We start from the raw sequence: 19,773 nt of genomic DNA on the forward strand, positions 1-19,773 counted from the left end.
CCACCCGACCGAGCCCACCCCATGAATCCACTCGCCCTTATAAAAAAATCCCGGCCCGCTCGCCAAGGCACCACCACCCTCACCTGTACCGCCAGCGACCTGGACGCCGCTTTAGCCGCCCAGCGCCTCACGCCGACGTTGATCACGGGCTTCATCTCGCCGCACTTGGACATCGACGCCATCGCCGCCAAGCTCAAGCGCCGTTTCCCGCAATCCACCATCAGTCTGTGCACCACCTCCGGCGAGTTGTGCAACGCACCCAATGCTCTCTACTGCAGCACCGGCGAGCGCTGGGATCGGATGGTGTTGCAGTTGTTCGATGCCAGTGTGATCGCCTCGGCCGAGGTGGTGATGGTGCCGTTGGAGTGCGAGGACATCCGCAGCGGTGGCAAGCGCCTCAAAATGCAGGAGCGGATTGCCAAGTTGGTGGCCAATATCAAGCGGGTGCAGGTGAATACACCAATCGATCATCGCGATACCTTGGCGTACGTGGTGTTCGACGGGCTGTCGGCGTCGGAGTCGTTTTTTATGGAGGCGCTGTACGAGTCGGGGCGGTTCCCGTGTTTGTTTGTAGGGGGATCAGCCGGGGGTAAGTCGGATTTCCAGAAGACGCTGATTCATGACGGCCAGCGCAGTTATCAAAACCACGCGCAAATCGTGTTCGTGAAAACCGCGGCGGATGTGCGTTTTGGCGTGTTCAAAAGTCAGAATTTCAAACCTGCCGACCTGACCTTCAGTGTGCTGACCGCTTCGGTGGAAGACCGCACTATTGACCAGGTCATCGACAGCAGCGGCAACATCAAGAGCATGGTGCAGGCGCTGTGCGATGCCTTCAATTGCTCGCCCCAGGCGCTGGAGCCGAAGCTGGCGGATTATTCGTTTGCTATCCGCGTGGGCAGTGAATTGTTTGTGCGCTCCATCGCACGCATCGACTATGAGCAGCAGATTGTGCAGCTGTTTTGCGACGTGGCGCCGGGCGAAGAGTTGGTGATGGTGCGGCGTACGCCGTTGCGGGAGGCGACGCGCCGTGACTACGAGCAGTTCTTGCGCGGCAAGGGTGGCCAGCCGGTGGCGGGCATCCTGAACGACTGCATCTTGCGGCGACTGAACAACGGCGCCGAGCTGGGCAGCATGGCCGGCACGTTCGGCGATGTACCGCTGGCGGGGTTCTCCACCTTTGGGGAAATCCTGGGTTTGAACCTCAACCAGACACTGACGGCGATTTTCTTTTTCCGGGTGGGCAAAGGCGCGAGTTTCACCGACGAGTACGTGGACAATTTCATCGCCCATTACGGCGAATTCAAGGCGTTTTTCCTACGCCGCCAGGTGAAGAAACTGGCCGGTTTGAACCATGTGGTGGTCAAGCAGATTGCCGCGTTCAAAAACAACGACTTCGCCAACACCCTCAATACCCGGGGGCTGGACAGCAATATCCTGCCGGTATTCGAAGGGCTGGCGGACTTGGGCATGGTGTTGGCCCAGGCTGAGCGTCAGCAGGAAGACATCGCTGCGCAGCTCAAGCATTACTCGGGTGAGTTGCACGCGTCGATGGATGAATTGGTGGGCACCATCGGCCAGCAGAACACCGTGTCCGCCCAGGCCGGGGCCACGGTAGAGGGCCTGTCCAGCCAGGCGGACGTGGCGGTGGAAGGTGCGCGTACGCTGGCGGGGTCGAGTTTGCGTATTCAGTCGATCGTGCAGGTGATCCAACAGATCGCCGGGCAAACCAACCTGCTGGCGCTCAACGCAGCCATTGAAGCGGCACGCGCCGGTGACTTGGGCCGTGGCTTTGCCGTAGTGGCGGACGAAGTACGCAAACTGGCGGAAATCACCCGTAAGAATGCGGCGGAAATCGGCGTGGATATTGACCTGCTGTCCAGTGAGATCCAGCGCGTTGCCCAGCAGATCGAGGACCAATCCACCGGGGTCGGCGCACTGCGCGAAATGCTCGACGCTCTGGAGGCGTCTAGCCGCGCCACCGAGGGCACGGCGCAGCGGACCAAGACAATTGCGGATACGTTGACGGGGCTTACACATGCGTAGGCATCCGTCGGATCGCCAGGGCTGCACGTTGATCCGCCATTAGCCGCCGCGCCTGACTGATAGGCCATTTCAAGGTTTGTAATGTTTGATCAGACTGAACAATTGACGGGTCCAGACCCAACGCGTGCTGGGCGCTTCGCGGTTGTCCGAAAGCGCATCAAGTAGGGTGCGCTCACGCGCTAAGCCTGAGACAAGGCCCGGCTCTGAGCGCTGCGGACCTGGAACGTCAGAAGGGTCGACTGGCTTGATCAGCGAGCCGGTGGCCGGGTCTATCGAATACCCCGCTGCCTTGCCTTTTTCGGTGAGGGTCCAGACGCCGTTTACGTTATCAGCGAGCGCCTCGGAGGGCGGGCGCCTTATGGATTCGTCGGTGGTAACGATGATGTTGTCTTCGACCGGGATCACTTTAAAGGTGGTGAACTCATCGCCGAGCCCAGGTTGCTTGCCACCTTCGTCCGAAAACCTATTCACCATTTTTTCCAGGAACGGCAGGCCGCCAATATTGGAAAGCGCCCCGTAATCTGGATTGAGGATATGTCGCAAATAGCCCTGATCAAGTCGGGTACTGGTGATGGCCGTGCCGTTCAGAATTCGTGAGGCCGTTGCCGCGTCTTCTTGCTTAAAGTTGAACGTTACGCGATACCCCTGTGCATCGTAGCCGTTATTGGAACTCAAATGCTGGCGCCCGTCGCTTGCACGACGATAGCTGCCGAGTGAATGAGCCAATTGATCCACATAGCCCAGACTGGCACCCTCCTCCTGTGCGTAAGCGAACATATCCGCGATCAGTGCACGATCATCGTGACGTAAAAATTCAAAAACGTTCTGGCCTGCATTTTCGTAGGTCGCAGGCGGCAGGGCGACCGGCGGCTCGTGGCTACCGAACAAGCGCGCAATCATCAAGTCACGGCCAGCTACTGACCTTGAGCTGGGTGCTGCGGGGGACACCGCAGACTGCATCTGCAACCAAGCTGCACGTCGCTCATTCATGGTGAAAGTGCCGCCGTCGTCGTGGGCGATCAAGCTCAGGTGGTCGCGGGCGAGGTCTTTGAACGGGTTGATGTCAGTACCGTTGACGAAGCCGGTGGCCTGCCGAGCACGCGCCAGGAGGTCCGGGTCATCGGTATCGGGGGTCTGTGCGTCGTGCCGCACTTTGTTGGCGAAGTAGTTGCCATCTGTAATTGGGTCGACCAAATTGGAGCCTCGCTGAACGATACGGTTTTCAGCGTGCGTTGCGGCGTCACTTAACTGGCGCGCAAGGGTCGAAACGGTCTCGGTAGCTGGGTGACTATTGGTTGAGACACGCACACTTGCACGCTCATGGGCAGCCATAGCAGCGTAGTCGTTAGCCGCACTGACGGAAGTGTGTGTCAAATGACGGTAAGACGAGGACGCATCAGGATTGAGATTGACCATGAACATCGCTCCTTTCTTAAGGAAGCAGCCATAGTGCTGCATGAGTCCCGGCTCAATAACTTAAAGTTCGCCCTAACATTGCAAGATTTTTAAACCAAATAAAGGTATCAACTTCCTAAAAACACGAAGCCTCTATCTGTAAGACATCCAAGTAGGAAGCCGTCAGCAACTCCCTAGTCCTGCCTCTCTACTATAAAAACCGCCTGTTTTAAGCCATCTGGCGACCGTCACTTCAAACGCGGAATTTCAAAAAACCAGTGATCGACTTGCTGCCGTATCCCGAAGGTTTACCCATGTGCTGATCAAAAATAGCCCGCACCATGGCGCTGGAGTCATGATGCCGTGCATGATGCCTCGCTCACCTCAAGGACGATAAAAAGTGAAAATCAGCCTCGCCGCTTTGCTGCTGACTTGCCTTGCCGGACCTGTGCTTGCAGTTGATATCCCTATCGGATTTCAGACCGCCACCCTCCCCGATGCGCAAAACAATCGCCCATTGCAACTGACCGTCTGGTATCCCGCCGCTACTACTGCGGCCCCCGAACCGATCGCCGACGATACGGTGTTCGTCGGCGCTCTCGCGGTGCCGAACGCGCCGGTGGTGGCAGGGGGGCATCCACTGGTGGTGCTCTCCCACGGTTATGGCGGCAATTGGCGCAATCAGGTGTGGTTGGCCAGCGCATTGGCACGGCGGGGTTATATCGCGGCGGCGGTCAATCATCCAGGCACTACCAGCAAAGACCGCAGCCCCGCCGCCGCTGCGCAGTTATGGCAAAGGCCCAGGGATTTGAGCCGGGCGATCGATGGGGTGCTGGCCGAGCCGGGCCGGTTCGGTGTGGTCGCCAAAGGCCAGATTGCCGCCATGGGCCATTCCCTGGGCGGCTGGACTGTGCTGGAAATGGCCGGCGCGCGGTTCGATCCCGACCGGTTTGCCCAAGACTGCACCGTTCACCCTAAGCTCGGCGGCTGCCTCGGTTACCGGCAAATGAACCCCGCCGGTACGCCAGAGGGTAAAGAGCGCTTGGCTGCGGATTTAAGCGACCAGCGCGTCACCGCCATTGTGTCCTTGGACCTGGGCCTGTCGCGCGGCTTCACCGATGCCAGCCTGGCGACATTGCCAGTGCCGGTGCTGGTGATTGCGGGAGGCGTGCCGTCCGAGGACATGGACCCGCAGTTGGAGTCCGCCAACATGGTCAAGCGCCTGCCAAAAGCCATGACTCAATATATGGAGATCGCTGACGCCACCCACTTCAGCTTTATGTCGATCTGCAAACCAGGCGCCGTGGCGTTGATTGAAGCGGATTCGCCGGGCGATGGGATGATCTGCCAGGACGGCAACGGGGCGAGGCCACGGTCAGTGGTCCAGCAGCAGGTGGTCGACCTGATCGATGCATTCCTGCAGCGTTCATTTCACAACTGATACTTGGGCCTGGGGGATGTTCCTCCTTATGAAACACCCGGACGATACAGCCAAAGCGCGATCTACGCCTGGATTGCGCCTAGGCCCCACGGTACAGCTTGCTTAGCTGGTATGATCCGCGCGTTGACAGCCCCGGTAAAAACCATGAATCGCCAGAAAAAACTCCAGCAACTGTTCAAGGCCAAGGCCAAGAAAGCCAGCGCCAAATTGGCGCCCAAATCCAAGGACCGCTACATCAGCAAGGCCGAGCGGGAAAGGCTGGCGGCTGAAGCTGCCGAGGCGCCCAGCCCGTCCCCCGAAGCCTGACTCAGCAGCCGCTCAACGCCACTTGCGGCCGCTCACCGGCAAAGAAAAACGGCCGCAGGCGCACGCCCACGCTGTTGCCGATAAACGCTGCCACTAACCACATCCAGCCATGCAGACTGCCGGACGCGATGCCGCTGAAGTACGCGCCGATGTTGCAGCCGTAGGCCAGGCGCGAGCCGTAGCCCAGCAGCAACCCGCCGATCACCGCCGCGATCAACGAACGGGCTGGGATCTCCAGGCTCGGTGCGAAACGTCCGGCCAGGCCGGCGGCCAGCAACGCACCGAGGACGATGCCGATGTCCATCACACTGGTGATGTCTTCCCACACCGGCGCGGCCAGGGCCTTGGCATTACCCGGCATCTGCCAGAATGCCCAGGCGCTGACGTCCACGCCCACACCGCTCGCCACCTTGGCGCCCCACAGTGCGAACGCCGAAGTAATGCCCCACGGCCGCCCGGCCAACGCCAGGGTCGCGTAGTTCAGCAATGCCAGGCCAACGGCGCCCCACACCAGCGGCCACGGCCCGCGCAGAAAGCGGCGCACACCTGAATGCGGGCTTTTCACCCCCTCTTCAAGCTGACCGTGGCGGCGTTTTTCCAGGCGCACCGTGACGGCTGCGATCAACGCAAACACCGCAAGGCTCAGGATCAAGGCCGGTACCACGCCGAAACTTTTGACGATGGACACCGCCGGGAACGCCGGCAACGCAAACCACCAATCCACGTGGTGAGTAGCGATCAGCGAGCCGCAGATAAAGAACAACAGGGTCACCAGCATGCGCGCATTACCGCCGCCCACGGTGAACAACGTGCCCGAGGCACATCCGCCGCCCAACTGCATGCCGATACCGAAGATGAACGCACCGAACACCACCGACACTCCAGCCGGCGCTACCAGCCCGACAACCGGCTGACCCAACAACGTGCCCGCCCCCAGCGCCGGGAAGAACAACAGCACCGCCAACGCCAGCATCACCATCTGCGCACGCAGGCCGGCGCCACGACGATCATTGATAAAAACCCGCCAGGCCGAGGTGAAACCGAAGGCGGCGTGGTACAGCGTCAGGCCCAGGGCCGCGCCGACCATAAGCAATAGCATCTGGCGCGAGCCGACAACGTTGTGCAGGAACAGCGCGCCCAGCACCAGCAGGGCAAAGGCCACCAGCGGCGCGACGGGTGCGCGCGCGCGGGTCAGGGGAATTGAGGCGTTCATGGGTCTCTCGCGGGTTTGAAATAAATGAGGGGCAAGGGCGACAGTATAGATAAGCCCGAAGCCGTCTGGTGTCAGCCGCGGCCGATCGAACCCGACACCGGCAGATTCCCCAACAGTTTCAGCCCGGTGCTCTTCACAAAAGTGGGGTAATCCATCGGCCGCTGAATCCTTGTTTCAGCATTCGGCAGCACATAAGCCCACGCCCGTTGGGACGATGCGTCGTACACCAGCTTGAACAACCGCGTCGGCACCCACACCCGGTTAGCACCGATGGTGCCGTGGCCCTCATCGAACAGCGGCCCAGTGAACACATACACATCGCCGCCGGCGCGAAGGGCGAACTTGCGCACGTCCGCCTCGACCTTGCTCCAGATCTTGCGGTTGTTGGTAGGGTCTTGCGGCACCATGTTCGACAACGCAAATGACTGTGCCATGGCCTTGGCATCGGGTGCGTCGGCGGCCGGGGATTGGTGGCCGCGGTCCATTGCCGGCTGCACGCCACGGTAGTCGCTCAACTCCGCGCGCGCGCCCTTGGGAATGCGCGGGTCCGCGTAGAAATGGTTGGTTCGCTCTTCGCCTTTGGCGTCCTTGAGCTGGCGGGCGTTGAGGCGCTCGACCACCACCAGCGGTGTCTTGCTGGTTTGCGAATACAGCACCGCAAAATGGTCGGAGCACAGCGCCAGGGGTTTCAGGCTGGCGGGGACGGTCGCGGTTTTGATCGGTGTTGCGCCGGGGAATACATCGGCGCAGGTGTCGAACGACAACTGCCGTTCCTGGGTGGAATAAAGGTCTATCGCGCCACGGGCATGTGCCCCGGCCGAAAACAAAACAAAGGCCGATAGCCCAACTGCAATTTTGCGTAGGTACATGGATTGAATCTTCGACAGAGAGCGACGCGGCAGGCTCCGCGTACGGAGCCAAGTGAATGATATTTCGAGGATTATGGACTAACAGATGTCAGATTAGTGCCCGAGCGACGTAGGTTTTCCCGCACCCCGCGCGCCCGGCCTGAAGCCATGGGCGCTGGCCGCCCAGGTAATGGCAAACGCCACGCCGACCAACAGCAGCATCGCCCACGCAAATGCGGCCACGCCCCATGTGTCCAGTAGCACGCCACCCACCACACCGCTGCCCGCAATCGCGCTGTTCCATGCCACCACGTTCAGCGACAACGCCACATCCGCGCCATCACCCGCCGCGTCCGCCAGGGCGGTTTGCAACAAGGTCGCAGCGCCGCCGAAACTCAGGCCCCATACCGCCACGCCGAGGTAGATCACTTGCGGCACGTTCCCCAGTAAGCCCAATAGCACGCTCACCGCCGCAAACGCCGCCAAGCTCACCAGCACAGTGTTGCGTAACAACGGTTCGACCAGTCTGGCCGTGCCCCAAATCCCCGCCAACGCAGCGATGCCGAAGACCAGCAACACCAGATCCACCCGCTCGGCCAAGCCCGCCGGTGCCACGAATGGGGCAATGTAGGTGTAGAGGATGTTATGGGCCAGCATCCAACTGATTACCACCGCCAGCACCGGGCGCACGCCCGGCGTGGTCAGCACCTTGCGCAATGACAAGCGCTGATGCGCGGGCTGTGGCGCAAAGTCCGGGACTTTCACCAGCACCCAGCCGATCAGCACCAGGCTCACGCCCGACATCAGGCCGAAAGTGGTGCGCCAACCCAGCAGGCCACCGAGCCAAGTGCCCAGCGGCACACCCAACGACAGCGCAATCGGCGTACCGACCATGGCCAACGCCAGCGCCCTGCCCTGTTGCTGCGGCGCGACCATCCGGCGGGCATAACCGGCGAGCAAGCTCCAGGCCAACCCTGCCGCCACCCCGGCGAAGAAACGCGCCACCAGCGTGACCCCATAGTGGGAGGACAACGCGGTGATGGAGTTGAACAGCAGGAAACCGGCGATGGTCAGCAGCAATACGTTGCGTCGGCGCCAGCCACGAGTGGCGATGGTCATGGGGATCACCGCCAGTACTGAACCCAGCGCATACGCGGTGACCATCTGCCCGGCCATTGACGGCGAAATCGCCAGGCCGTCGCTGATCAACGGCAACAGGCCGGCGGGCAGGGTTTCGGTGACGATGCAGATGAAGCCGGTCATCGCCAGGGCGAGCAAGGCGCCGACGGGCAAGCGGTCGGACGGAGCCGATAACGTCAGTGAGGGGGTCACGGGAAATTCCTGGGCAAGTTGATTTAAATACTGATCGATACAAATGTTGCAGGCGGGCGCAGCGCGTTGTCAACGACTTATGTATCGACTAGTATTTATTTCGCTTTCCGAAGGAGACCTCACATGGCACAGATGGGCCGCCCGCGTAATTTTGATCGCGAACAGGCTGTGGAACAGGCGTTGCATCTGTTCTGGCAGCACGGCTATGACGCCACGTCCCTTGCCCAGCTCAAAGCGGGTTTGGGCGGTGGCATTTCCGCACCGAGTTTTTACGCCGCTTTCGGCTCCAAAGAAGCGCTGTTCGAGGAATGCGTGCAGCGCTACCTGTCCACCTACGCCCAAGTCACCGACTGTTTGTGGGACGAAACCCTACCGCCGCGCCAAGCCATCGAAACCGCGCTGCGCCAATCGGTGCGTATGCAATGCGAAGACGGTCACCCCAAGGGCTGCATGGTGGCACTCGGCGTGATGAGTGCGCCCAGTCCGGAAAACGCGCGGGTAGCGAATGCGCTGACCCAATCGCGACTGCGCACGCGGGCGGGGATTGTGGCGTGTGTGGAGCGGGCCGTGCGTGAAGGTCAGTTGCCTGAAACAACCGAAGCTGCGGTGATGGCTACCGTGTTTGACAGCTTTTTGCAGGGAGTATCGATCCTAGCGCGGGATAACGTGCCCCATGCAATCCTTGATGCCGCGATCAGCCAACTGTTGGTGACGTGGGACGCTGCGGCTTCTTCCGTGCCGGCCGCTGAGCCTGAAGTCGGTGGCGCAAAATAAAGGCGCTCCGAAGAGCGCCTTTATTCATTGCTGTATTACTGCTCGCTGATCGACTTCACTTCAGCCTTGTTCGCGCCGCCAATCGCAATGCGTTTAGGCTTGGCTTCCTCCGGCACCACTCTGAGCAGATCGATGCTCAGCAGGCCATTGGAGAGCTGCGCGCCCTGCACTTCAATGTGGTCGACCAGGCGGAACGACAAGCGGAACGCGCGCTGGGCGATACCTTGATGCAGGTAGGTGATGTTTTCGTCGTGTTCGCGTTTGCCGCCGGCGACGGTCAACACGCCTTTTTCCACCTGGATATCCAGGTCGTCTTCCACCAGGCCGGCAGCGGCGATCACGATGCGGTAGTGATCATCACCGTGCTTCTCGACGTTATGGGGTGGGTACGTGGTACCGGCCTCGCTGCGAAGCGCCGATTCGAAAAGGTCGTTGAAACGGTCAAAGCCAACGGAGTGGCGGAACAGTGGGGCCAACGAGAGAGTAGTAGCCATTGCAAAATCTCCTGAGTTTTCTCCAAGTGATTTGATACGCGACCCGTATTCGGCATCGCGTAAAACCTAAGTAGGTTCAGGGGAAAAAATTTCAAGCGACGACCCAAAAAAAATTTTCCTGCCGACAAACGGCTGTTTGGCCCCTCGGACTGAAGTATCAGAACAGGCCTATTCCGCAGTCTCGGCCACGCCCTGATCCTCCCCCAGAAACCCGCCGCTCTGGTGATGCCATAACCGCGCATAGGTGCCGTTCTTCTCCAGCAACTCGGCGTGGCTACCTTGCTCGATGATGCGACCGTTATCCATGACGATCAGTCGATCCATGGCGGCGATTGTGGACAGTCGATGGGCGATGGCAATGACGGTCTTGCCCTTCATCATTTCATCCAGGCTTTCCTGGATGGCGACTTCGACTTCCGAATCCAGCGCACTGGTGGCCTCGTCAAGCAGCAGGATCGGAGCGTTCTTGAGCATCACGCGGGCGATGGCGACCCGTTGGCGCTGGCCGCCGGATAACTTGATGCCCCGCTCACCCACCAACGTGTCGTAACCGCAGTGGCCTTGTTTATCGCTCAGTTGGCTGATGAAGCCGTCAGCCTGGGCACTCGCGGCGGCACTGCGGATTTGCTCATCGGTTGCATCGGGGCGCCCGTAAGCGATGTTGTCGCGAATCGAGCGGTGCAGCAGGGATGTGTCCTGGGTAACCATGCCGATGGCGCTGCGCAGACTGTCCTGAGTGACGTGGGCGATATTCTGCCCATCGATGCAGATCTGCCCTTTGTCCACGTCATAGAAGCGCAACAACAGATTGATGAGCGTGGATTTACCGGCACCGGAGCGTCCCACCAGGCCGATTTTTTCACCTGGGCGGATGCTCAAGCTCAGGCCGTCGAGAACCTGGCGTTCGCCGTTGTAATTGAAGCTCACGTTGTTAAACGTCACCGCGCCGCCGTGGGTGACCAGCGTGGCGGCATCCGGCGCGTCCTGCACCTTGGGCCCGCGGGTCAAGGTTTGCATACCGTCCTGCACGGTGCCGATGTTCTCGAACAGCGAGGTCATCTGCCACATGATCCAATGCGACATACCATTGACGCGCAACGCCATGGCGGTGATGGCCGCCACCGCGCCGGTGCCCACAGCCCCTTGGTGCCACAGCCACAAGGCATAACCGCCCGCGCCCATGATCAACGCAACCACCAGTGCCTGATTGACGATCTCGAACTGGCTGACCAGGCGCATCTGGCGAAAACCGGTCTGCTTGAAGTCCTCCATCGCCGCGCGCGCGAAATGCGCTTCACGCTTGGAATGGGAGAACAGCTTGACCGTGGTGATATTGGTGTAGGCGTCCGAAATACGCCCGGTCATGGACGAGCGCGCATTCGCCTGCTCCTGCCCGACTTTGCCCAGGCGCGGCACGAAGTACCCCATGGCCAGGCCGAACAACGCCAACCAGGCAATGAAAGGCAGCATCAGCTTCGGGTCGAAGCCGCCGGCCAGTGTGATAAGCGCGATGAAGTACACACCGATTCCGGGGGCCATCTCGATCAGGGTGAACAGCACCTCGCGCACCGACAGCGCCGTCTGCATGACCTTGGTGGTGACACGGCCGGAGAACTCGTCGGAGAAGAACGACAGGCTTTGTCGCAGCATCAGCCGATGGAAATCCCAACGCAGCCGCAACGGCAGGTTGATCGCCAATACCTGGTGCTGCACCAGCGTGCGCAGCGCTACCAGCCCAATGCTGGTCACCAGCACGATACCGATCCCCCACAGCACCCGGCTTTCCTGCCCGCCTGCATCGCCGCCGGCTTGCCAGGTCGACAGCAGGTCCACCACCTGTCCGAGAAAAGCAAACAACCAGGCTTCGTAGATCGACACACCGGCACTGAGCAGCGCGAGCGCAACGATATAACCCCGGGCACCACGGGTGCAGGCCCACAAAAATCGCGCCAGGCCCTCGGGGGGTGGAGGCGCCTCGTCGGGCGGGAAAGGGTCGAGGCGTTGTTCGAATGCACGAAGCATAGGGTTCTCCAGAACGATCTAGTGCGGGGATTCTGGCATTTAAAGGTTGGCTTGAGGGCGTATCGGGATAGAACCCTGCTCTGCAAGCAGGGTCTGCTCTTGAATCAGATCTCAGGAATACGTCGAATGTCAGCGCAAAACAGTCTTGTCATGCTCGCTCGAGGAGGCTACGCCGCTCGGGGAGTGCTGTATCTGATCATCGGTATCTTCGCGCTGCTGGCAGCACAGGACTCGACAAAACCGAAGGATAGCCACAAAAGTCTGGAAGCATTGCTCAGCCAACCATTCGGCTATTTTTTAATTGGGGTTGTGGTGGCGGGCCTGCTCTCATTTGCCTCTTGGCGCATGCTGCAGGCTACCCGTGATGTCGATCATCATGGCAAAGAACTCAAGGGTTTGGTGATTCGAACCGGCCTGTTTGCCGGAGGCGTCGTTAATGGCGCGCTGGCGTTTTTTGCATTGGGCCTGCTTATAAGCGGCATTAAAAGCTCGGGTAATTCCGGGGGGCAGGCCAAAGACTGGCTGTCCCATCTATTGTCCTGGGAACATTCGAACATGTTGGTTTACCTGATCGCCCTCATTCCGCTTGGGGTCGGTATTGCTCACATCATCAAGGGATGGAAGGCATCGTTCGAAAAATATTTTGAGGCCGATGAAGATGTCATGCGCTACGTGCGCCCCGTATCGCGATTCGGATTGATCGCCCGCGGCGTGGTGTTTTTAGAGATTGCAGTGTTATTGGCCATCAGCGGTTCCACTTATCAAGCCATTGACCCACCCGGCATGAAGGAGGCGCTGGACGCCCTCCAGAACCTACCCGCTGGGTGGTTGCTTTTGATGGTAATGGCCTTGGGGCTGATCGCTTTCTCGGCTTACAGTTTTTCTGAAGCCTTCTGGCGCAAGATCAATATGGATGTGCCGGGGGTGGCGAGAACGTAGCAGGCCACGGCCGTTTGTGGCGGTTTTAGAGACGCGCTTATGCTGTGCGCTCGAATCACCCGGAAAAATCCAAGGCAAAAAAAAGCCCGCATCGCTGCAGGCTTTTCCCTATCTGGCTCCACGACCTGGACTCGAACCAGGGACCCAATGATTAACAGTCATTTGCTCTACCAACTGAGCTATCGCGGAATGCGCCGTATGTTACTGATTGAAAAGGAGAAGTCAAGCATTGCCTGGCAAACGTGAGGATTAATTCCCCGGCCCGCCCGTCAGCGGCTGTTCTGCGGCCAGGTCCAACCAGGCGCGGGCGGCAGGTGGCAAGTGGGCGTTGGCGCGCCAGGCCAGGGCGATGTGCCAATCGGTATGGGGCTCGTCCAACGCGACCAAGGCAATTCCGGCGTGTTGATGCTTGTGCGCCAACATTCGCGGCAGGAAGGCGACGCCCAGGCCAGCCGCGACCAGGTCGACAATAAAATCGATCTGCCCGCTGCGTGCCGTCACGCGGGGGGTTACGCCTTTGCGCTCGCAGGCCGCGAGGATCTTGGCGTTCAGGGCGAAACCGGCTTCGAACAGGATGAAGGGCGAGTCTGCCAGGTCGGTGAAGTCGATACACTCACGCCCTGCCAGGGGATGGTTCATGGGCAGCACGGCGATCAGCGGCTCATTGCGCACCGGTTGATAGTCGAAGCCCTCGTCAATCGGTAACAACAGTGCCGCCAGGTCGACCTCTCCTTCTTCCAGGCATTCGCGCAGGCGCTTGCTGCCGTATTCGGTCAGCTCAATATCAATGTCCGGGTAGCGGCTGCGGTAGGTGGCGAACATGGTCGCAAACAGCACGCCGCAGCCTACCGGTGGCAAGCCGATGCGCAACATACCGCGCTTGAGACCGCGCAGGTCGTTGATTTCGCCGAGCAGGTCGCTGTGTTCGGCCAGCAATACCTGGGCGCGACGGTAGGCAATTTCGCCGGCGGCGGTCAGTTGGTTACGATGCCCAAGGCGGTTGAGCAGCGGCATGCCCAGTTCCTCTTCGAGGGTTTTGACCGCCTTGCTCACGGTGGACTGTGTCAGAGACACCACCTCGGCTGCCTGAGAAAAACCGCCCTGGCGCACCACCTCGACAAAGGCGCGCAGTGTTCGCAGATTCATCGGTATTCCTTTGGCGACTGGAAGCCAGTGATAAAAGTTGTTTTTATCATGCCAGAAGTTCGCTTATGGTGGAGCCACCTTGCCCTGTGGATTGACCGTTGATGATTATTTCGTCCGCCTCCGACTACCGCGCCGCCGCCCAACGCAAACTGCCGCGTTTTCTGTTCGACTATATCGACGGCGGTGCCTACGCCGAGCACACGCTGCGGGCCAACAGCGCGGACCTGGCCGACATCAGCCTGCGCCAGCGCATCCTGCGCAATGTGGATAACCTCAGCCTCAACACCACCGTGCTCGGCCAGAAGCTGGCGATGCCGGTGATTCTCAGCCCGGTAGGGTTGACCGGCATGTACGCGCGCCGTGGCGAAGTGCAGGCAGCCAAGGCCGCCGCCAACAAGGGCATTGCGTTCTGCCTGTCGACGGTGTCGGTGTGCTCCATTGAGGAAGTGGCATCGCAAAGTCCGCAGGCCATCTGGTTCCAACTTTATGTACTCAAGGACCGCGGTTTCATGCGCAACGCGCTGGAACGCGCGCAGGCAGCCGGGGTGACGACGTTGGTGTTCACCGTGGATATGCCCACGCCGGGGGCGCGCTATCGCGATGCTCACTCGGGCATGTCCGGGCCGTACGCGGCCTCGCGGCGCATGCTGCAGGCTGTGACCAAGCCGCAGTGGGCCTTCGACGTGGGCCTGATGGGTCGCCCCCATGACTTGGGCAATATCTCCAAGTACCTGGGCAAACCCACCCATCTGGAAGACTACATTGGTTGGCTGGCCAACAATTTCGATCCGTCGATCAGTTGGAGCGACCTGGAGTGGATCCGCGAATTCTGGAAAGGTCCGATGATCATCAAAGGCATCCTTGACCCCCAGGACGCCAAGGACGCCGTGAGCTTCGGCGCCGATGGCATCGTGGTGTCCAACCACGGCGGCCGCCAATTGGATGGCGTGCTGTCCACCGCCAAAGCGTTGCCAGCGATTGCCGAGGCCGTGGGCGATGACCTGACGGTGCTGGTGGACTCCGGCATCCGCTCCGGCCTCGACGTAGTGCGCATGCTCGCCCTGGGCGCCAAAGCGTGCCTGCTGGGGCGCGCGCCCTCCTACGCGTTGGCCGCCGACGGCCAGCACGGGGTCGAAAACCTGCTGGATATTTTCGCCAAGGAAATGCGCGTAGCCATGACCCTGACCGGTGTGACTTCAATCGAGCAGATTAACGCCGACACCTTGGTACAAGCAGCCAAATAACCGGCGCGGGCCCTCCACACCTGGGGCTGGCCTGCTACAGCGACCATTGATTCGTAAGGTTTTTTATTAAATTAAACGAAGTGGCATGAATCTCGCTCTAACCTGTTCCAAGCAGGTCCAGCGATGACAAGACGTGCGGCGGTGCCCAGGGGTTAAAACCCACTGTAAAGCGGTTTAGACTGTTTCAATGTTTTACGAAACTGACGGAACAGTAAGACCCCGGCACTCGCCACACGCATCGGGCCTGTAAGACTCTTAGAGGCCGAACGGTTATGAAAACACCTACCCAGACCAACGCAATTGATTTCGACACAGCCAAATTGCAACGTCTGGGCTTCGGCCAGCCGCTCCCGCCACCCCGCCGCCCCACTACCGTTGCTCAACTGCGCCAGCAACTGGGCCTGCAATTGCAGACCAGTCTGGAACCGGAGCGCATCCTCAGTGTGTTCTTCCGTGAGATCCAACGCCTGGTGCCCCTGGATGCCCTGCATTATCGTCACGACGCCGCAGACCTGCGCCTGGAGTTCGGCCAGCGCGGCCATCACTCGGTGAGCTACAGCCTGAGCCACGAGGGCGAGCATCTGGGAGAACTGATCTTTCGCCGTAACCAACGCCTGAGCGAAGAAGAACTCGGCCAGCTCGAATCGCTGCTGGCCACCCTGCTCTATCCCATGCGCAATGCCCTGCTCTACCGCGCGGCCACTCGCAGCGCCCTGCGTGACCCGCTGACCCAGACCGGCAACCGCATCGCCATGGATCAGACGCTGCAACGGGAAATCGACATGGCTCGCCGGCACCTGAACCCACTGTCCTTGCTGATGCTGGACATCGATCACTTCAAGCACATCAACGATACCCACGGCCACGCCGCCGGCGATGACGTATTGCGCGAGGTGGCGGCTGTCATCAAGGCGCAGCTGCGTAACGTGGACATGGTGTTCCGGTTCGGCGGGGAAGAGTTTCTGATCCTGCTGTCCAACACCAGCCGGGAGGCGGCGGCGGTGGTCGGGGAACGCCTGCGCAAAGCGACCCAGGCCCAGGACTATTGGGCCGATGGTAAACGGATTGAATTGACGGTGAGCTTGGGCTGCTCGACATTGCTGGCCGCCGAGTCGGCCGAAAGCCTGCTGCGCCGGGCCGATAATGCGTTGTACGTGGCCAAGCGCGAAGGCCGCAACCGCTTGGCAATGGCGGGGTAAGCACCCCGCCACCGCGTTACATCAGGCTTCGCTGGCGACACGCTCCTTGCGCTCGCGCACGGCGGCGCTGGCGAGGCTGACAGGCTTGTCTTTCTCAAGACGCATGCAGCTTTCCAAGAACAGGTACATGTAGTCGTAGCTTTTGCACACGGCCTGGCGCAGTTCCACCTGCAAGGCCTTGCTCGGGTTCATCCCGGCCAGGGTGCAGATGATTTCCAGGGCTTCCCACGGGTGCGCGTCGTCGTACTGGGCGTGCATCTTCAGCCACTTCATTGCCCGTTTGCGCTCCTCCTCAGGAAAGGCCGCGGCGTAGACACCCGTGGAGCAGACCACGGCTGACCATTCCCCAGTCGCCCCTTCGATTGCGTAGTTGGTGGCGGCAATTGCCACGATCAACGAATCGGCCGAGCTGGTATGCCAGCACCAATGGCTCAGTGCATGCAACTCCGGCGGCACATGCTGGGCCTGCAACTCTTCCAGGCTCACCCCATGGGCGTGCGCCCAATTGACCCAGTAGTCGGCATGGTTGAGTTCCACGCGAATATTGCGCATCAGCCAGCGCCGCGCCATATCCTCCCCAGGATGGCGGGCAAACTTAGTCTTGGTGAGGTTCTGTGCCATGTACAGGGCAAACTGTTCTACCACGGGCCAGCCACCGATCAAGTAGTGACGCATGGTCCGCGCGCTGAGCGTGTTGTCGCGCATGCGCTGGTACAGTTCGTGTTCGACAACCCGGCGCTTGCTCTCGCTACAGTCCTGGATCAATTGCTGTGCCCAGGCTGGGTAACTTGAGGCTTCCATCAGCGGGCCGGTTCTGTTGAATGTGTCGATCACTATAAGGCTCCTTTTTAAGTGTGATGTTTACAGACCGGCAAATGTTTCAGCGGAATGTGCCGGGCGCCTTGAATAACAGGGGCTGCGGCCGCACAGGTCGACATTGCAAGCTATCAAAGGTAAACAACTGCGGTCGTTCGATCAGGTAGCCCTGAGCGTAATCCACTCCTATTTCGAGCAGTGCCTGTTCGATTTGGGGTGTTTCGACAAACTCGGCAATTGTGCGCTTACCCATGACGTGGCCGATGTGGTTGATCACTTCGACCATGGCGCGGTTAATCGGGTCGTCCAGCATATCCTTTACGAAACTTCCATCGATCTTCAGGAAGTCTACAGGTAAATGTTTCAGATACGCGAATGAGGACATTCCGGCACAAAAATCATCAAGTGAGAAATGGCAACCTAAGGCTTTGAGTTCATTAATAAAACGAATTGCACTGGCCAAATTGGCAATCGCACTAGTCTCGGTAATTTCAAAACAAATCATTTCTGGCGGGATGCGATAGGAGGCGAACTTATCTCGTAAAAATCCTAAAAAATCGTCATCGCCGATGGTAATACCTGACAGATTAATCGCACACATAGCCATGGGCCGGCCCGGACGCTCGTGCAGGCAGCGGGCAATGATCGCGAACACATTCTCCACCACCCAGCGATCCAGAGAAGTGATCAGGCCATAGCGCTCGGCCGCCGGAATAAAACTCTCGGGCAGGATGATGCGACCGGATTCGTCATGCAGGCGCAGCAGAATCTCGATATGCCCGCTGCCGCCCTCGGTGTGGTTCAAGGCCGCGATTTCTTGGGAATACAGGCAGAAGCGGTTTTCTTCCAGGGCCATGTGCAGGCGCTGCACCCAGGCCATTTCGCCGAAGCGCACGGACAACTCGGAGTCGTCGGCGTGATACACCTGCACGCGGTTGCGCCCCTTCTCTTTGGCCATGTAGCACGCCATGTCGGCAGCGCGCAGCGACGCTTCCAGGGTGGTCGGGGTATGGGAGATATGCACCAGACCGATGCTCACGGTGGTCACGAATGGCCGGCCTTTCCATAAAAAATGCAGGCTTTGCACAGTGTGGCGCAGGCTCTCGGCGATCTTTTCCGCAGCCGCCGGCGGGCAGTTCTCCAGCAAGATGCCGAACTCATCGCCGCCCAGGCGCGCCAGGGTATCGCCCTCGCGCAGGTCCGATTGCAGCAGCGCGCAGATATGCCGCAACAGTTCATCGCCCGCCGCATGCCCGCAGGTGTCGTTGACCAGTTTGAACTGGTCCAGGTCGAGGAACATCAAGGCGTGGCGCCCAACCTGCTGATGCGCCAACGGGTACAACACCTGCTCCAGACGGAATTCGAATTCACGCCGGTTAGCCAGGCCGGTCAGGGCGTCATGGGTCGCCTGCCACGACAGGTTGGCGATGTACTGCCGCTCCTGCGTCATGTCGTGCAGAACCAGCACCGCACCACTGACCCGATCGCCACTGCGAATCGGCGTGCCTACCAAGGTGACTGACACCGTGCTGCCGTCCAGGCGCTGGATGGTCTTGGCATGCTCGCTACCGCCCCTGAGCTGGCCCTTTACGATTTGCTCGATCAGGGTGAAGCCGTCAGGCTGGGCATCGTCGTCCAGCAGGTTGAACAGCGCCGCCAGGGGCAAGCCCTGGGCCTGGCTCGACTTCCAATGGGTGAGTGCCTCGGCCGCCGGGTTCATGTAGGTAATGGCACCGTCGACGTTGGTGGTGATCACCCCGTCGCCAATCGACGCCAGAGTGATCTGCGCCCGTTCCTTTTCCACCTGCAGCGCTGTAGCGAACGCATGGCGCTGGCTCAATAACTTGTGGGTGCGCAACAACGCCAGCACGATCAAGCCCAGGGCAGTGGTCAGGTTGGTGATCAACAGCAGGCGCAGGATCACCCGCGAGCCTTCGCCCAAGGCATCGCTGAAGGCTTTGGCGGCGGGGGTCACGCCGTCGTTGATGGCGGTGATACGGGCCTTCCATTGGCGCACATCGTTGGCGTTGACCTGGTCGGCGCTGATCGCGGCGTGCATCTCCTGGGCCAGGTTATCCAGCTGCACCAGGTAGCCATCGCCCACCGTCCACAACTCGATGGCTTTTTCCAGGTAGCTGAAATGCCGGAAGTTCAGGTACAGCCAGATCACGCTCGACACATCGTCCGGGTGGTTGCCGCCCTTGAGTATTCCCAGGCGTGCGGCATCGAGGTCAGGGGTTGGGCGGTCCAGGGCAACGCGCAGTTCGTGCCCGCCCTGAGGCACGGCGATGGCGTGCTGGTATTTGAGGTAGGTGGCTTCGTCGCGGTTATCGGCGTACAGCGTGAGGTAATAGATGGCGTCTTTCTGGCCCTTGGACCACAGACTCTCGCCGCCCACGTAACCACGCACAGCCGACAGCACATACAGGCTGCCACAGCCCAGCAATGCCTGAAACAGCACGACTGCGATAAAGGGCCACACAATGCCCAGCAGCCGAGGCGTTCCGAAAGTCCGCTTTCGCTTCATGAAGTCCCTTGCATATGCACTGCTCAATACGCAC

Annotated in this window: 16 protein-coding genes and 1 tRNA gene; 7 read left to right on the top strand and 10 right to left on the bottom strand. The window is 60.2% G+C overall.

The annotated features are described in order from the left end of the window. The first annotated feature begins 21 nt into the window (after nt 1-21). Complete coding sequence (locus tag YA0848_RS23680; protein WP_169902370.1) at nt 22-2,043, top strand: methyl-accepting chemotaxis protein; 2,022 nt, start codon at nt 22-24, stop codon at nt 2,041-2,043. A 69-nt stretch (nt 2,044-2,112) separates the two neighbouring features. Here YA0848_RS23680 and YA0848_RS23685 read toward each other — a convergent pair whose 3' ends face one another. Then, nucleotides 2,113-3,459, bottom strand: coding sequence for a hypothetical protein (locus tag YA0848_RS23685; RefSeq protein ID WP_169902371.1), 1,347 nt, complete (start codon nt 3,457-3,459; stop codon nt 2,113-2,115). A gap of 379 nt (nt 3,460-3,838) precedes the next feature. On the opposite strand from YA0848_RS23685, the gene YA0848_RS23690 reads away from it, so the two are divergent. After that, nucleotides 3,839-4,879 (top strand): alpha/beta hydrolase family protein, encoded by a 1,041-nt coding sequence (locus YA0848_RS23690; RefSeq protein ID WP_169902372.1) that lies wholly within the window; start codon nt 3,839-3,841, stop codon nt 4,877-4,879. A 144-nt stretch (nt 4,880-5,023) separates the two neighbouring features. Beyond that, entirely contained in the window at nt 5,024-5,185 is a 162-nt protein-coding gene (locus YA0848_RS23695) for a DUF2986 domain-containing protein (RefSeq protein ID WP_080758769.1), read from the top strand. 1 nt (nt 5,186) lies between these two features. Here YA0848_RS23695 and YA0848_RS23700 read toward each other — a convergent pair whose 3' ends face one another. From YA0848_RS23700 to YA0848_RS23710, 3 genes are all read right to left on the bottom strand, one after another. After that, the gene (locus YA0848_RS23700; protein ID WP_169902373.1) at nt 5,187-6,398 is read right to left on the bottom strand and encodes a YeeE/YedE family protein; all 1,212 of its coding nucleotides are present in this window, start codon (nt 6,396-6,398) and stop codon (nt 5,187-5,189) included. 71 nt (nt 6,399-6,469) lie between these two features. Further along, complete coding sequence (locus tag YA0848_RS23705) at nt 6,470-7,267, bottom strand: DNA/RNA non-specific endonuclease (protein ID WP_040268932.1); 798 nt, start codon at nt 7,265-7,267, stop codon at nt 6,470-6,472. A 93-nt stretch (nt 7,268-7,360) separates the two neighbouring features. Beyond that, nucleotides 7,361-8,578 carry an MFS transporter gene (locus YA0848_RS23710; protein WP_169902375.1) on the bottom strand — a complete coding sequence of 406 codons (1,218 nt, stop codon included), beginning with the start codon at nt 8,576-8,578 and terminating at the stop codon, nt 7,361-7,363. Between the two features lie 123 nt (nt 8,579-8,701). On the opposite strand from YA0848_RS23710, the gene YA0848_RS23715 reads away from it, so the two are divergent. Beyond that, complete coding sequence (locus YA0848_RS23715) at nt 8,702-9,352, top strand: TetR/AcrR family transcriptional regulator (protein ID WP_169902376.1); 651 nt, start codon at nt 8,702-8,704, stop codon at nt 9,350-9,352. Between the two features lie 35 nt (nt 9,353-9,387). Here the strand turns inward: YA0848_RS23715 and YA0848_RS23720 are convergent, their stop codons facing one another. Then, nucleotides 9,388-9,846 (bottom strand): Hsp20 family protein, encoded by a 459-nt coding sequence (locus tag YA0848_RS23720; RefSeq protein WP_034099277.1) that lies wholly within the window; start codon nt 9,844-9,846, stop codon nt 9,388-9,390. 168 nt (nt 9,847-10,014) lie between these two features. Then, nucleotides 10,015-11,868 (bottom strand): ABC transporter ATP-binding protein, encoded by a 1,854-nt coding sequence (locus YA0848_RS23725; RefSeq protein ID WP_034099278.1) that lies wholly within the window; start codon nt 11,866-11,868, stop codon nt 10,015-10,017. A 126-nt stretch (nt 11,869-11,994) separates the two neighbouring features. Here YA0848_RS23725 and YA0848_RS23730 point away from each other — a divergent pair, with 126 nt between their 5' ends. Next, nucleotides 11,995-12,807 (top strand): DUF1206 domain-containing protein, encoded by an 813-nt coding sequence (locus tag YA0848_RS23730; protein ID WP_034099279.1) that lies wholly within the window; start codon nt 11,995-11,997, stop codon nt 12,805-12,807. A 113-nt stretch (nt 12,808-12,920) separates the two neighbouring features. Here the strand turns inward: YA0848_RS23730 and YA0848_RS23735 are convergent. After that, nucleotides 12,921-12,996: transfer RNA gene (locus YA0848_RS23735), tRNA-Asn, on the bottom strand. A 60-nt stretch (nt 12,997-13,056) separates the two neighbouring features. After that, on the bottom strand, nt 13,057-13,953 hold the full coding sequence (locus YA0848_RS23740) for a LysR family transcriptional regulator (protein ID WP_034099281.1): 897 nt from the start codon (nt 13,951-13,953) through the stop codon (nt 13,057-13,059). A gap of 101 nt (nt 13,954-14,054) precedes the next feature. Between YA0848_RS23740 and lldD the strand changes: the two genes are divergently transcribed. After that, nucleotides 14,055-15,197 (top strand): FMN-dependent L-lactate dehydrogenase LldD, encoded by a 1,143-nt coding sequence (lldD, locus tag YA0848_RS23745; protein WP_034099282.1) that lies wholly within the window; start codon nt 14,055-14,057, stop codon nt 15,195-15,197. Between the two features lie 272 nt (nt 15,198-15,469). Then, nucleotides 15,470-16,396: a GGDEF domain-containing protein gene (locus tag YA0848_RS23750; RefSeq protein ID WP_034114620.1), complete on the top strand. Its 927-nt coding sequence runs from the start codon at nt 15,470-15,472 to the stop codon at nt 16,394-16,396. Between the two features lie 21 nt (nt 16,397-16,417). On the opposite strand, the gene YA0848_RS23755 is transcribed toward YA0848_RS23750, so the two are convergent. Together YA0848_RS23755 and YA0848_RS23760 are read right to left on the bottom strand one after the other, a co-directional pair. Next, on the bottom strand, nt 16,418-17,197 hold the full coding sequence (locus YA0848_RS23755) for a TenA family transcriptional regulator (protein WP_187697020.1): 780 nt from the start codon (nt 17,195-17,197) through the stop codon (nt 16,418-16,420). A 79-nt stretch (nt 17,198-17,276) separates the two neighbouring features. Next, nucleotides 17,277-19,739, bottom strand: coding sequence for an EAL domain-containing protein (locus YA0848_RS23760; RefSeq protein ID WP_169902377.1), 2,463 nt, complete (start codon nt 19,737-19,739; stop codon nt 17,277-17,279). Nucleotides 19,740-19,773: the final 34 nt, after the last annotated feature.

It is taken from the genome of Pseudomonas sp. S4_EA_1b (assembly GCF_016307435.1).
In the GTDB taxonomy this organism is placed as follows: Bacteria; Pseudomonadota; Gammaproteobacteria; order Pseudomonadales; family Pseudomonadaceae; genus Aquipseudomonas; species Aquipseudomonas rhodesiae.

What these genes read in the sequence shown, in the direction of transcription:
- YA0848_RS23680 (WP_169902370.1), top strand. Translation starts at nt 22, where the DNA reads ATGAATCCACTCGCCCTTATAAAAAAATCCCGGCCCGCTCGCCAAGGC.
- YA0848_RS23685 (WP_169902371.1), bottom strand. Translation starts at nt 3,459, where the DNA reads ATGGTCAATCTCAATCCTGATGCGTCCTCGTCTTACCGTCATTTGACA.
- YA0848_RS23695 (WP_080758769.1), top strand. Translation starts at nt 5,024, where the DNA reads ATGAATCGCCAGAAAAAACTCCAGCAACTGTTCAAGGCCAAGGCCAAG.
- YA0848_RS23700 (WP_169902373.1), bottom strand. Translation starts at nt 6,398, where the DNA reads ATGAACGCCTCAATTCCCCTGACCCGCGCGCGCGCACCCGTCGCGCCG.
- YA0848_RS23705 (WP_040268932.1), bottom strand. Translation starts at nt 7,267, where the DNA reads ATGTACCTACGCAAAATTGCAGTTGGGCTATCGGCCTTTGTTTTGTTT.
- YA0848_RS23715 (WP_169902376.1), top strand. Translation starts at nt 8,702, where the DNA reads ATGGCACAGATGGGCCGCCCGCGTAATTTTGATCGCGAACAGGCTGTG.
- YA0848_RS23720 (WP_034099277.1), bottom strand. Translation starts at nt 9,846, where the DNA reads ATGGCTACTACTCTCTCGTTGGCCCCACTGTTCCGCCACTCCGTTGGC.
- YA0848_RS23725 (WP_034099278.1), bottom strand. Translation starts at nt 11,868, where the DNA reads ATGCTTCGTGCATTCGAACAACGCCTCGACCCTTTCCCGCCCGACGAG.
- YA0848_RS23730 (WP_034099279.1), top strand. Translation starts at nt 11,995, where the DNA reads ATGTCAGCGCAAAACAGTCTTGTCATGCTCGCTCGAGGAGGCTACGCC.
- YA0848_RS23740 (WP_034099281.1), bottom strand. Translation starts at nt 13,953, where the DNA reads ATGAATCTGCGAACACTGCGCGCCTTTGTCGAGGTGGTGCGCCAGGGC.
- lldD (WP_034099282.1), top strand. Translation starts at nt 14,055, where the DNA reads ATGATTATTTCGTCCGCCTCCGACTACCGCGCCGCCGCCCAACGCAAA.
- YA0848_RS23750 (WP_034114620.1), top strand. Translation starts at nt 15,470, where the DNA reads ATGAAAACACCTACCCAGACCAACGCAATTGATTTCGACACAGCCAAA.
- YA0848_RS23755 (WP_187697020.1), bottom strand. Translation starts at nt 17,197, where the DNA reads ATGGAAGCCTCAAGTTACCCAGCCTGGGCACAGCAATTGATCCAGGAC.
- YA0848_RS23760 (WP_169902377.1), bottom strand. Translation starts at nt 19,739, where the DNA reads ATGAAGCGAAAGCGGACTTTCGGAACGCCTCGGCTGCTGGGCATTGTG.